This window comes from Aerococcus viridans (genome assembly GCF_002871935.1).
Taxonomy (GTDB): domain Bacteria; phylum Bacillota; class Bacilli; order Lactobacillales; family Aerococcaceae; genus Aerococcus; species Aerococcus viridans_B.
The window spans coordinates 13,880-27,868 of the sequence record NZ_PNHQ01000015.1; the positions used below are offsets into that span (position 1 = coordinate 13,880).

The 13,989-nt window shown below is 36.8% G+C and carries 14 protein-coding genes and 1 other annotated feature; all 14 genes read right to left on the reverse strand.

What is annotated here, in order from left to right:
• Positions 1-107: 107 nt before the first annotated feature.
• Complete coding sequence (locus tag CJ191_RS06645) at positions 108-851, reverse strand: amino acid ABC transporter ATP-binding protein (protein WP_102199351.1); 744 nt, start codon at positions 849-851, stop codon at positions 108-110.
• Positions 848-1,561 carry an ABC transporter permease subunit gene (locus CJ191_RS06650; protein ID WP_102199352.1) on the reverse strand — a complete coding sequence of 238 codons (714 nt, stop codon included), beginning with the start codon at positions 1,559-1,561 and terminating at the stop codon, positions 848-850. The genes CJ191_RS06645 and CJ191_RS06650 overlap by 4 nt, the downstream gene beginning before the upstream one ends.
• Positions 1,562-1,577: 16 nt before the next feature.
• On the reverse strand, positions 1,578-2,411 hold the full coding sequence (locus CJ191_RS06655; protein WP_102199372.1) for a transporter substrate-binding domain-containing protein: 834 nt from the start codon (positions 2,409-2,411) through the stop codon (positions 1,578-1,580).
• A 24-nt stretch (positions 2,412-2,435) separates the two neighbouring features.
• Positions 2,436-3,263, reverse strand: a complete 828-nt coding sequence (locus tag CJ191_RS06660) for a transporter substrate-binding domain-containing protein (RefSeq protein ID WP_102199353.1) — start codon at positions 3,261-3,263, stop codon at positions 2,436-2,438.
• Positions 3,263-4,036 carry an amino acid ABC transporter permease gene (locus CJ191_RS06665; RefSeq protein ID WP_102199354.1) on the reverse strand — a complete coding sequence of 258 codons (774 nt, stop codon included), beginning with the start codon at positions 4,034-4,036 and terminating at the stop codon, positions 3,263-3,265. Before CJ191_RS06665 ends, CJ191_RS06660 begins: the two co-directional genes overlap by 1 nt.
• Before the next feature lie 75 nt (positions 4,037-4,111).
• On the reverse strand, positions 4,112-4,672 hold the full coding sequence (locus tag CJ191_RS06670) for a GNAT family N-acetyltransferase (RefSeq protein WP_102199355.1): 561 nt from the start codon (positions 4,670-4,672) through the stop codon (positions 4,112-4,114).
• Entirely contained in the window at positions 4,654-5,220 is a 567-nt protein-coding gene (locus tag CJ191_RS06675) for an NAD(P)H-dependent oxidoreductase (RefSeq protein ID WP_102199356.1), read from the reverse strand. Before CJ191_RS06675 ends, CJ191_RS06670 begins: the two co-directional genes overlap by 19 nt.
• Positions 5,221-5,317: 97 nt before the next feature.
• Positions 5,318-5,546 (reverse strand) — a binding site (T-box leader).
• 566 nt (positions 5,547-6,112) lie between these two features.
• Positions 6,113-6,961 carry a MetQ/NlpA family ABC transporter substrate-binding protein gene (locus tag CJ191_RS06680; protein WP_102199357.1) on the reverse strand — a complete coding sequence of 283 codons (849 nt, stop codon included), beginning with the start codon at positions 6,959-6,961 and terminating at the stop codon, positions 6,113-6,115.
• 106 nt (positions 6,962-7,067) lie between these two features.
• Positions 7,068-7,751, reverse strand: coding sequence for a methionine ABC transporter permease (locus CJ191_RS06685; protein WP_102199358.1), 684 nt, complete (start codon positions 7,749-7,751; stop codon positions 7,068-7,070).
• Complete coding sequence (locus tag CJ191_RS06690) at positions 7,744-8,490, reverse strand: methionine ABC transporter ATP-binding protein (protein WP_102199359.1); 747 nt, start codon at positions 8,488-8,490, stop codon at positions 7,744-7,746. Before CJ191_RS06690 ends, CJ191_RS06685 begins: the two co-directional genes overlap by 8 nt.
• Positions 8,491-8,711: 221 nt before the next feature.
• Complete coding sequence (locus tag CJ191_RS06695; protein ID WP_102199360.1) at positions 8,712-10,097, reverse strand: L,D-transpeptidase family protein; 1,386 nt, start codon at positions 10,095-10,097, stop codon at positions 8,712-8,714.
• Positions 10,098-10,288: 191 nt separating this feature from the next.
• Positions 10,289-10,624, reverse strand: coding sequence for a hypothetical protein (locus CJ191_RS06700; RefSeq protein ID WP_102199361.1), 336 nt, complete (start codon positions 10,622-10,624; stop codon positions 10,289-10,291).
• Between the two features lie 220 nt (positions 10,625-10,844).
• Positions 10,845-12,263: a glycoside hydrolase family 1 protein gene (locus CJ191_RS06705; protein ID WP_102199362.1), complete on the reverse strand. Its 1,419-nt coding sequence runs from the start codon at positions 12,261-12,263 to the stop codon at positions 10,845-10,847.
• A gap of 272 nt (positions 12,264-12,535) precedes the next feature.
• Positions 12,536-13,978 (reverse strand): 6-phospho-beta-glucosidase, encoded by a 1,443-nt coding sequence (locus CJ191_RS06710; protein ID WP_070467908.1) that lies wholly within the window; start codon positions 13,976-13,978, stop codon positions 12,536-12,538.
• Between the last annotated feature and the right edge of the window lie 11 nt (positions 13,979-13,989).

Consider the following 13,989-nt stretch of genomic DNA (forward strand, 5'->3'; position numbering starts at 1 on the left):
TAGCTAATAGCACATCAAAAGAGCCGCATCTCATTATGGAAATGCGGCTCTTTTCTATCGAATAATCTTCCGTAATCAAATATCACTTTCAATCAACTTACAGTGGCCTAACGTGCAAATACGGCTGTTCTTTTTAGGAAGTTTTGCGTACGCTCTTCTTTGGCATTGTCAAACACTTCTTCAGGTGTTCCTTGTTCAACAATTACACCATTCTCCATGAAGATTACCCTATCAGCCACTTCATAAGCAAATTGCATTTCATGCGTTACAATCACTAAAGTAGAGCCACTTTCGGCAACATCTTTAATAACTTCTAGCGTTTCCCCTACCAATTCAGGGTCTAAGGCAGACGTTGGTTCATCAAATAAAATGACTTCAGGGTTTAAAGCTAAAGCACGTGCAATACCAACCCTTTGCTGTTGTCCACCGGAAAGTTCATGTGGATAATGGTGCTCTTTTCCTTCCAAACCTACTTTTGCTAAGAGTTTAAGCCCTTTGTCACTTGCTTCTTTTTTCGGTACCTTTCGAGCGATCACTAAACCCTCGATCACATTTTCAAGTGCAGTGCGGTTAGAAAACAATGCATATTGTTGAAAAACCATGGCTGTTTTCTTGCGAATATCTAAAATTTCTTTCTTAGACACCTTTTCAAAATTCACTTTTTGGTCACCTATTTTTAAGTATCCTTTATCCGCTCGTTCTAAAAAGTTTAGGCAACGTAAGAAAGTTGTCTTTCCTGAACCACTAGGGCCAATAATTACGACCACTTCCCCCTGGTTAATAGTTAAATCAATTCCTTTTAAAATTTCATTTTGGTCAAACTTTTTGTGAATATTCTCTACTTGTATCATAGGACACTTCCTCTCACAACTTTTCTAGTATAATGACGTTCAAATAGATGGAAAACTTGTTCTACTGCAAACGATAGTGCCCAATAAATGATAGCTGCTGCAATATATGATTCTAGGAATGTATAACTTGTCGTAGCAGTAATTAACGCCCCATTTAACACATCTACCACTGACACTAAAGATACTAATGATGAAGCTTTGATCAAGACAATAAGTTGACTACAAATCATCGGTAAAGCGATTGGCATCATCTGTGGAAAGATCACTCGGATAATTGTTTGAGATTGTGTTAATCCAATAGAAGCCGCAGCATCCCACTGTGCTTTAGGGATAGCTGCTAGAGCGCCACGAAAAATTTCTGATAAGGAAATGCTAGCAGTAAATGCCAGAACGAAAATACCAATGTATTCACGATTAATATCTGAAAAGCGGATTGGTAAACTTAAGCTGGTCACTACTTGGTCAAATAAATCTGAGAACAGTAAGTAAGCGACCATTAAACTTAAAACGACAGGAATCCCTTTGGCCATAGTAACAAGTCCGTTTAGGCATCTACCTAAAATAGGTACTTGATAAAAACGTGCTAAGGCAATAAGTAACCCAAACAAACTACCAATCAGTAAAGGTATAAAAGCTAATCTTAAAGTGACCGGAATAAAGGGAATGGCCGCTTTAAAGGCTTCTGAAATAGCTGTAAAATCAATAGGCATATAAAAGCCCCTTTCCTTATTTAGTATAATCGGCACCTAGAATTTCGACTGAAAGTTCAGATAAGGTACCTTCTTCACGCAATTCTTTAATGGCGCTGTCTACAGCAGATTGTAATTGCTCATCACCTTTCTGGAATACGTAGTAAATACCAGCAGTTTTAAGGGCTTCATCTGACGGTTGAAGATGGATATCGAATTGTTTATTATATTTATCGACATCAAATTTCGTAAGAATTGCTGCATCTGCCGTACCATTTTTTAAGCCAGATACTAATAATTCACCCGTTGCTTCACTATAAACAATTTCAATAGCGTCTTCATTTTCTGCATTATATGTTTCTAGTATATTGGCGACTTCACTAGCAGGAGATGCAAATACCTTTTTCCCCTTTAAGTCATCCAATGACTGATAGACTTGGCCAGTACTTTCATCTGCTACGATGTGGTGTGCATAATTGTTATAAGCTTCTTCTCCATATAAATACTTAGCACCGCGCTCGTCATTATACGCATAATTATGGGCAGCAAGTTGAACCTTATCCGCTGATAATGAAGTCAGGATATTTTTAAAATCCATTGATTCATATTCAAAGTTATATTGATCTAATTTTTCATCAACAGCCCGTAAAACTTCGATATCATAACCTTGTAATTCCTCATTTTCATCTAAATAGACGAATGGTTGATAAGCATTCCCAGTCCCAACAACAATTGTTTCGGCATCCGGGTTAGCTGCTGCTTGATTACCCTCTGCTGCACCAGCATTGCCACAAGCTGCTAGCAACAATACTGAGGTAATTCCTGTTAAAATAAACCGTTTGTTCTTTATCCGATGTGTCACTTTCTTCATCATATTTTCTCCACCTTTATTCACTTATTGGGTGTAATCGTCACCTAAATATTCAATCGATAATTCCGCTAAAGTACCCTCATCTATTAATTCTTGTAAAGCACCATCAACAGCATCTTTCAACTCTTCATCTGCCTTATCATATAGGAAGTAAGTTTTAGATACACTGATTGGTTCAGAAGTAATTTCTAAGTTAGCGTCGAACTGTTCATTATATTTGTTGGCATCGTATTGGGTTAAAATTGCTACATCTGCCGCACCATTTTTTAAGCCAGTAACTAAGAGTTCACCAATATTTTCATTATAGACAATCGTAATTTGTTCATCCGTATTTGGATGTTCGCTATTATATTGCTCTAATAAGTAGGCTACGTTAGAACCTGGTGATGCAAAGACCTTCTTGCCTTGTAGTTCATCCAAGTTACTATATTGATCCTCACCAGCTTCGTTCACAATATATAGGGTATAGTCAGTATATCCCACGTCCCCGTATAGATATTTAGATGCTCTTTCGTCATTGTATTCATATTGATGAGCTGCTAAATCAACCTTACCAGCTGATAATGAAGTTAAAATATTTTTGAAATCTGAAGACTCATATTCAAATTGATAACCATCAAGTTTCTCATCAATTGCTTCAAGGACAGCCACATCATATCCTGTTAAATCACCATTTTCATTTAAGTACACAAATGGCTGATAGCCATTCCCAGTTCCAACGACAACCGTTTCTGCATTTGGATTAGAAGCTGTGGCTTCATCTGTTGCGTTAGCTGACCCGCAAGCTGCTAATAATGTTGTTGTCAGAAATGTTAATAATCCCCATCTTATTAAATTTGAATGACGTCTCATCAATAGGTCTCCCCCTTTTCGCCTTTAAGTGTATAAGTCTGAAATATTTCATCATTTTTAATTAGGATCTCTGGATCAAGTCCTTGTGTTTGAGCTTTTGCTTTTGACTGGAATTGGAAACGTTTGGTTAACCTAGTAAATAGTCGTTCCAATAAAATACTCAAAACAATAAAGATAATAGCTGCCACAAAGTAACCTTCAAGTGATCGATAAGTTAAGGCTGCTAAAGCTCTTACCTTACCAATCACATCAATGACACCTAATGAAAAGGCGAGCGATGTATCTTGTAATAAACTAACAATCATGGTTCCTGTTGCTGGGATAGCAATGCGGACTGCTTGTGGTAAGATAATCCGACGATAAGTCTGTTCCCTAGTTAAGCCGACTGATGCCGCAGCCTCCTTTTGGTCAGTTGCTACACTTGAAATAGCAGACCGGAAGATTTCTGAGAAAAAGGCCGCTGTACTCAATCCATACGTGATATAAACATAATCAATCTTTTCAATATTGGCTAAAGCGGTAAAGATAATTGGCAGACCATAGTAAACCAAGAATAATTGCACTAATATCGGTGTCCCTCTGATAAAAGATACGAATACCTGACTTATTTGAGATAAAACAGGTATTTTTTCAATTCTAATAAAAGCGATAAGCAATCCAAGTATCATACCAACAGCTGTTGCAACTGCTACGATTGCTAGTGTGATGGGGAGTGCGGATAGTATTTTTGGGAAAAAGGATACAACATATTCCCAATTAAAAAATGCTGACATGAGTTTCTCCTCCTAATTGTTGTAAACTTTTGTTGGCTATTCAGCCGTCTTTGTATGTATTACTTTTCTAAATCCTTAAATAGTTAAATCTTCATATTGATAATATGAGGCCTCAACGCGTAGGACACTTTCGTTAAACCGTTCTGGAATTAGCACCTTATATAAAGAAACACCAATATCATTTGGATCTTCTCGAGTCCCTAAAATTTGATAACCATTTCTTAAATACATATCTAATAACCAAGGATGTCTTTTACCAGAAGTCCCTAATACATAAGCTGGTGCTTTTAAAGTTTTGATTAAAAACTCTTCTTCTACTTGTTTAAGGAATTTCTTTCCAATCCCCTGCCCCTTAAATTCATTAGCAGTGGCAAACCACCACAAGAAAGGATAGTGTGAAATTGGCGTATCAATTTCCCATGGTTGTCTAATAGTAATCGTCGAAATCAATTGTTCATCTCGTTCCAATACTAATGCAATGCCCGTTTCGATATTTTCTGTTACAGATGCTAAAGTAGCATTAGTTGACGGCCAATCAATACCTAAATCTTTAACTTCTTGGAATGCTTCTTGAATTAATGCTAAATATGCTGGTGCATCGTCTTTTGTAGCAATTCTTATACGATTTTTTCCCATCTTGCTTCCTCCTTAATCACTTTGTGTCCTATACGACTGGTAAATCTATAAAGTTGTTCATCAATTCTATTTGTCACGCTATCACTAATCATAAAATCTTGGTCCCCCTTCACCACCTGATCTTGCGTCGCAAAGGTTGATTGTAAAAGCTCCTCAGTACCCAATTCTTTTAAAACAGGTTCCAAAGCATATTGCAGGGCTAACAAGTGGTGTTTAGATCCCCCTAATCCTAAAGCATAAACAACCTTATCTTGTAGCGCTTTTTTAGGTAACACATCTAAATAGGCTTTTAAAATACCCGAATAACTACCTTGAAAGATTGGTGTAAAAATTAATACCCCATCCGAATTCAAAACCTGTTGATTAACGGCTTGAATTGTCTTATCCGTATAATCCGCTGTCATTAAGGCCTCGGCTGGCAGCATATGCGCCTGTATCACATTCGTTTGAATCTTGTACTCAAATAAAACTTGCTGGGCATAAGCTACCAACCCATTTAGTCGTGAAGATAATGAATTAGCGCCTACAATTAAAGTAACTTTTGTCATACCCTTCCCTCTTTCTTGGTGAATCTTTCTACTCATTTTCTACATCTATCATTGCTAAACAACAAAACCCCTCCCTAATAAACAAACTTGTCTATTAAGAAGGGGCGATTTGTTATTGACCGCGGTGCCACCCTTATTTAAATTGTTCCATCAAACAATCTCTCATTCAGTAAATACTGAAAGATATAACGATCTCACCCGTCTAACCAGCTTTCACTGACTAAATGCTCAGAGCTCATTTTCATTATCGGTAAACATCTGATTCCACCACACTCAGACTCGCTGTAGATTACCTGCATAATTACTCTACTCTTCAAATCAATTGGTTATCAAAATGATTTGCAACTTTTGCTTGCAGTAAATTTAACAAATTTAAACGAACTACTTCAATATTACTGCCTAGAAAAATCAATCTATGAATGCCTATTTACTTAAAAAAAGTTTTAGAGCAAAACAGGTAAAACGCTTGTCTTATCTATCTTCTCATTTAATTATCATGTTTTTTTAATCGTTAACCGCTATCATCACTGATATAGAACTAGCAAAAGTAAGCATCAACAAAAGGCAAATAAGATACAATAATTGTATCTTATTTGCCTTTTTTCAAAATCATTCTTTTTATAAAACACTTTAATATAAGTATTTGTCAGACAATAAATGCTGAAATTCGTAAATATTATAAGTTATCATTTGACCTCAATAATCGATCAATCATATTGAAAATGAATAGTTGCCCCCAAAAAAATAGGTATGACCAAACAGCGATCATATCTATATTTCAAAATACTTATATGTGAATTGATAGACCTTAATTGAGTGTACCGAGACTGAAACTATCTAGTATGACTTGACAGTAAAAGAGATTTTCCATCCACTTTATTTCTTTTGAATATTATTCTGCAGAAGGATGTTCAAAAGCTGGTTCTAAGTGACCATTTGCAGCTAATTCTTCCAAGTAGTCATACACTTCTTGAGAGGTGAAGGCTGCTTTCAAGGCATTTATTTTATCTGAATCGATATTGCCTTCGCGTGTAACCAGTTGAATAGCAAATCGATTAGATTCATCTTCTTCTAAGAAAAGAGCATCAGATGGTGTTAAACCAATTTCCGAAATATATGTTGGATAGTTAAATACTAAGTCAACCCCATCTTCATATGAAGCATTTAAATTCAATAAATCTACATGAGTAAATGTTAAGTTTTTATCGTTTTCTGTTATGTCATCTACTGTTACAAAAGTTTCATCCGGTACATCAATCAAACCTTGTGCATCTAAAATATGTAAAGCACGAGCTTCATTAGTCATGTCACTTGGAATAGCCACTTCAGCACCATCTTCAATATCCCCAAAACTTTCATATTTAGGGGCATAAAAACCAACAATTGCGTTGTAAATCGGTTGAATAGCTACTAAATCACCATCACGTTCTTCATTAAAGACTTCCATAAATGGTTCATGTTGTGCAAAAGAAGCATCCACTTCATCATTTAAAACCGCTTCATTGTATTGAATATTATCTGAAACTTCAACCAACTCAATGGTATAAGGTTCTTCCACAGCTTCAGCAGCTAGTTCCACAATATCAGTCATCGGTGTTGTATGTGAAGCGACTTTAATGACTGTATCCTCACTAGTTGTTGATTCAGTAGCTGTAGACTCAGCACTTTCGCTCCCATTTCCACAAGCAGCTAACAATAAGCCTACTGACAACATACCAGTAAATAATAAACCTTTCTTCATAAACCTTACCTCCAAATCTTTCCCAAAAACATTCCCATATACTAAGTTGACATCAACTTATTAAAAAATATTTTTTCATAAATGATGCCAAGAAGACCACCAACACTTACCTATGATCGACTTTTTTCGCAACTTTTAACCCTAACCATTGACAAAGCTGGACAATGACAATAATCATTATAATTGCTGTATACATCATATCGGTTTCATAACGTTGGTAGCCATACCTAATCGCGAAATCGCCAATACCACCACCACCAACAACTCCCATAATCGTTGAATAGGAAATGAAAGACACAAAAGCCGTTGTATAGCCAATAATCAAAGATGACTTAGCTTCAACGAATAAGAATTTAGTGATCAATTGCCAAGTATTAGCGCCTAAAGCATCCGCCGTTTCCAGGACGCCTCGATCTACATCCATTAAAGACTGCTCAACAAATCGAGCATAGAGGGCGATGGCAATCACCATCATCGGAAATGATGCAGCTACTGGATCTCCCGTTGCACGTCCATAAGTAGCTCGAATTAACGGTTGCATAGATACCACCAGAAGTAAGAAAGGAAATGACCGAATGATATTAATGATAAAAGACAACACTTGATAAACAACTTTATTCGCCCGTGGATTGTCTTCATTCGTTAGAAATAAAAGTGTGCCTAAAGGCAAACCTAAAATAATCGCCGCTATCATAGCGAATCCCATCATAATGCCTGTTTCGCCAAGACTTTCAATGATATCAGGCATAAAATCAATCAACCGTTCCCAATAAACTTGTAAGTTACTCATGACCTGTTAGCACCTCCAAGACCTGCTGTGCGTAAGACTGGCTATTGTCACAAGCTGCCTGTATATCTGATTGAACTGTGAGCACTTGACTGATTTGACCATTTTCTAATATAGCTGCTCTCTGGCACAATGCCTTAATCACTTCCAACTCATGTGTTACTACAATCATAGTCATAGGATAAGCATCATAAGCTGCCTTTAGAACATTAACAATTTCACCCGTAGTGCGCGTATCTAGGGCCGATGTAGGTTCGTCAGCTAATAAGATTTTAGGACGTGTAATTAAAGCTCGTGCAATGCCAACTCGCTGTTTCTGTCCACCTGACAATTGACTTGGATAGTGATTCCTTTTATCTTTTAAACCCACAAAGCCTAACACTTCATCTACCGTTAGAGGGTTCTCGTATTGATGTAGACTCAAAGGTAAAGCCACATTTTCAGCCACTGTTTTGTTATTGAGGAGATTGAATTGTTGAAAGACCATGCTAATATCTTTTCGAAATGTCCGTAGTTCTTTAGTAGATAGTTTATTCACTGAGACATTGTCTACAACTACCTGCCCCGAAGTAGGTCTTTCTAAAGCATTAATAAATCGTAGTAAAGTAGACTTTCCCGCACCACTCTCGCCAACCAAACCGAATATTTCTTGATTTTGAATGGTTAGTGTCACTTGATTGAGCGCTTGTATACGCTTACCACTATTCATAAAATCCTTCGCTACTTGCTTAAATTCAATCATGTACCTTTCACCTTCTTATATATCTTGTGTTCCATATTACCAACATTTATCCTTGATGTCTAGCATATTTAACTGTTATATTACCAACGTCAATCTGTTATATAAATAATTGTACAGTTAGAAAAAGGTCGAGAAGTTAACTTCTCGACCTTAGCAATTTATAGGCTATCCAAAAAACTATTAACCTAAGAATATCAAGCTATTCTTTTAAAAATATCTTTTTAAAATACGATAACTGGTAAGCCAATATAAGCTAATTCGTAAACTTTGGCCATTGTTGCTGGCGGTGTATTAATACACCCTAGGGAACCATTTTGTTGGTAAGTATTTCCACCAAAGTTTGATTGCCAATTCGCATCATGAATTCCTTGTCCTGTATAATCAAAGGCCATCCAATAATCTACTGGTTGAGCATAATCTTTTTTCGTTCTTGGATTATACCCTTTTAGAACAGATGGTTTTTCCATGTTCCAGATTTCATAAGCGCCTGGCACCGTGTCAGTACCTGTATTCCCACTTACGATATCAGTCGCAATCATTTGTTCACGGTCAATATAAACAAACATCTTTTGTTTACTTAAATCTACTTCAATATAAGATGTACCAAAGAAATCATCTTGATTATAGCCACTACCCCAAACATTTGGTTCAATGACAGTATCTTCACCAGAAAGAACAGCTTCAGAAATCCGTTGTGTAGTCATGTCACGCTCAATATACCAACCATAAGTGCCAGATGTCACTGTAACTTCACCTGATTCAGTAGATTGGAATTGATGATTTTGATTTAAACCGGCATTCTCAACATTCCACTCATATAAGTATTGATCAATTGCCTCTTCATCTACTTGAACTTCTCCTTGATCATCCGTACTTACCCATGCAGCCAACGTCTCACTTGGAATATTCACTACTTCATCTTCAATTTGTAATCCAATCTTCGCTGATAAAATAGCTTTCAATTTAGCTTTCGCTGTTTGAATAACTTCATCATCGCTTGTTACTGTTGGCTTCACATAAGCATCAGCTAATGCTAATTCACTTGTTCCTGCTTCAACTTTGGATAGAATAGCATCCGCTAACGAATCTGATGTAACCTCCGTTCCCTGCGTTTCAGGAACCACTTCCACAGCCTTAGTATCATCGTTAATCACTACCTGGGCATTGGTTGAAGGTTTGCTATCTGCTTGTTCAATATCTAACTGATCAAAATATGCATTAAAGGCATCACGGTCAACTGTCCATTCATGATTCTCATTAGCATCTACTATTTTTAAAGCATTGCTAACAAATTCTACTGGCCATGTGAAAGTCGATTGTTGTGCTAACAACGTATCGAACGCATCCGTTTCTTTGGGTTTAAAGCCAGCTTCTTGTAAGTTAATTGTAGAGACTTCTCTATTCTGGTCTGTAATTGTCATTGTACGCTCGTTATTCGCTTTTGCCACTGCTACTTCTGCTTCAGATTGCGTCATGCCACTGACATTCACACTAGAAATAGTGGTTGCTGGTAAGAAATGTGATTGATAATAATAAATACCAACCCCATATCCCACTACTAGTACGGCTAAAACTGCCCCAAGTATCCACATCGAAACTTTCTTCATTCAACTATCTCCCTTCACATTTCTATTTGCTTAAAAGCTTTCTTTTATTGTACCGTATTTCTTGTAATATTTCTGTAATATTCAACTAATTTATCATATTTTAATTATCTAAATAATCTACTTTCACTTTTGAACGAAAAAATAGCCAGGATGCTAACACTTGCATCCTAGTCAAACGCCAACTAGTGGTCTTACTTAGATTTTCTTTTACGTCCAAATGAAAGTTCTACCAATAATGTGGCTAGATAACCAACCACTAAGGTTGACCCAATGAAAGCTAATGTTGACAAGGAAGCTGATCGTGTATCCGTAGCCCACATACCCTCTTGAAAAATAAAGAAAGCAATCACACCCACAATCAGGAATGCCACTATCTTGAATAGTATACTTTTGATATTAACTTTCAAGTTATTGTCATCTAATTCATCATAATTGTTTCCCAATAAACCACTCAGCTCAATTTTATAGACATGACGAAACGAATGATCGTCCTTAGTTCCCTTACGATTTACATCTCGCTTGTTCAAACTTGTGCCCCCAAAATTCTATTTGGCTAATATTTTCTTACCACAATTAATTGCATTATACACCGTTTGACCAGAGGTAGTCCAATTTAGATTGAAATTGAATTTGCTATTTGACCCTATTCAATTCAAATGTCCCTTGGAATTGCTACTACAAAACGGTAAATTTCACCAAATAAAAAAGTTGATAGCCATTTTACGACTATCAGCATTCTTTAATCAATTATCTTAAATTGCCACCGTTCGTAGCAATCACGTCTTTATACCAATCAAAAGATTTTTTCTTGTAGCGTTCAAGCGTACCTGTACCGTCATCATTGCGGTCAACATAAATGAATCCATAACGTTTAGACATTTGTGCAGTTGATGCTGAAACAAGGTCAATACATCCCCAACTTGTATAACCCATAATATCTACACCATCTAACAAGGCTTCCCCCACTTGTACTAAGTGGTCATTCATGTATTTGATTCGGTAATCATCTTCAACTGTTTTTTCACCATTTGGCCCCTCTACTAAGACATCTTTAGCGCCTAAACCATTTTCAACGATGAATAAAGGTAATTGGTAACGATCATAAAATTGATTTAAGACTAAGCGTAAACCAACTGGGTCTACTTGCCAACCCCACTCAGAAGCTTCTAGATAAGGATTCGCAATCCCCCCCATAATATTCCCTTCACCCGCTTGATATTGGTCACGATTTGCTGCCTCAGCAACCGACATATAGTAAGAGAAAGAAATAAAGTCTACTGTATTTTCTTTCATTACTTCTTTGTCACCTTCAGCAAATTGGATTTCAATATCATTTTCTTCAAAGTAACGATGAATATAAGCTGGACACTCACCACGTGCATGGATATCTGAGAATAAGTAATTTTGGTTTTCAGCTAAGTGCGCAGCCATTACGTCATCTGGATTTGGTGTAATTGGATAAGTTGGCATTGCTAAAACCATACAACCTACTTGAAAGTCTGGATTAATTTCATGAGCAATCTTTGTCACTGAAGCTGAAGCAACTAATTCATGGTGAACAGCTTGATACAAGTCTTGTTTCGATAATTCTTCAGGTGGTGTATCAATACCACCGGACATAAATGGTGCATGTAATACTGAATTTACTTCGTTAAAAGTTAACCAGTATTTTACCTTATCTTTATAACGGTTAAATACAGTTGTGGCATATTTTTCAAAGAAGCCAATTAATTTACGGTTGGTCCAACCATTATATTTCTTCGTCAAGTTTAAGGGTGTTTCATAATGCGATAAGGTTACCAATGGTTCAATACCATATTTGTGGAGCTCATCGAATAAGTCATCGTAGAATTGTAAACCAGCTTCGTTCGGCTCAGCATCGTCCCCATTAGGAAAGATTCTAGACCACGCGATAGAAGTACGGAAAACTTTAAAGCCCATTTCAGCGAATAGGGCCACATCTTCTTTATAACGGTTATAAAAATCAATCCCCACTAACTTCAAGTTATCTTCTGTTGGACCATCTGTAATTTCGCCCATTCCACCATTAGGCGTAACATCTTGAACAGTTAATCCTTTACCGTCTACATCAAAAGCACCTTCAAATTGATTGGCAGCAGCAGCTCCGCCCCATAAGAAACCATCTGGAAATCTATATTGACCCATTCTACAATTCGCTCCATTCTTTATTATTTTATCATTCAATTTATTTACACAACTAGGATACCATTAAAGCGCTTTCTTGTAAAATGATTACCATCAAAAAACATTATACCCTTATAAAAACATAAATAAACAAAGTTGTGTGGATAGAAAATCATGATATTCTCGCTCTTTTCAGTGAAAACAATTTGTCTTTGGACAAAATTTGTTCCATATAATTGAAAAAAGCCACTCTCGTAAAAGAGTGACTTTAAATTCAAATCAGCAAATTCGGATTAGGAGCGTGCTGCTTGCCCATTTGTTTCAATAACTTCTTTATACCAGTCGAATGATTTCTTCTTAGAACGGTGTAAGTCACCACTACCATCATCTTGGCGGTCAACATAAATTAACCCATAACGTTTAGACATCTCACCAGTACCTGCTGATACTAAGTCGATAATCCCCCATGGTGTATAGCCCCATAATGGAATGCCATCTTCTTCAACAGCATCCATAAATGTATTGATATGTGCTTTTAAATATTCAATACGATAATCGTCGTTGATTGAACCGTCAGCTTCAACTTTGTCTACAGCACCTAGACCATTTTCTACAATAAATAATGGTTTACGGTAACGGTCCCATAATGCATTCATTGTTGTACGTAAACCTAATGGGTCAATTGCCCAGCCCCATTCAGATTCTTTTAAGTAAGGGTTCTTCACACCTTTAAAAGCGTTCCCTGTTACCATATCATCAGAAGAGATTTCAGCTTTTGATACACGACTTGAGTAATAAGAGAAAGTAATGTAATCTACGGTATTTTCTCGCAAGATTTCTTCATCTTCAGCCGTAATCCTAATATCAATTCCTTCATTTTCAAACATGATTTTTGCCCATTCTGGGTATTCTCCACCCGCTTGAACATCAATGAAGAAGTAGTTATCACGGTTACTCAAGTTGGCTGCCCAAACATCCTCTGGGTTAGATGAGTAAGGATAGTATTCCCCAGCTGCTAGCATTGAACCCATTTTAGCTTCGGGATCAATTTCACGAAGTACTTTTGTTATTTTGGCACTCGCTAATAATTCATGATGTGCTGCTGTATACAACACTTGTGTCCGTTCTGCTTCGCTTAAGTCGCCTAAGTAAATCCCTGCACCCATAAATGGTAAATGTAGCAACATATTAATTTCATTGAAAGAAATCCAGTATTTTACTTTACCTTTATAACGGTTAAATAAAGCTGTTGCATAATTCACGAATAAATCAACCATTCTACGGTCACGCCATGAACCCAACTCATCGATTAATGTTTTTGGTACATCAAAGTGATTGATTGTTACGACCGGCTCAATACCATATTTTAACAGTTCATCGATAACAGCTTCATAGAATTTTAGTCCTTCTTCGTTTGGTTCTGATTCAAAACCTGTAGGAAAAATGCGGGACCAAGCCATTGAGAAACGGTAAGATTTCATGCCCATTTCAGCAAATAAGGCAATATCTTCCTTATAGTGGTGGTAGAAGTCGATGGCTTCATGTGATGGGAAGTGTGACCCTTCTGCCACTTCAGAATAATGCAGTTCACCGGCTGTTACAGCAAATCGTTGTTCACCATGAGGTATTAGGTCAACACTTGTTAACCCCTTACCCCCTTCAAGGTAGCCACCCTCTAATTGATTAGCGGCAGTAGCGCCACCCCATAAGAAATCTTTAGATAATTCTCTAGACATATTCATACTCC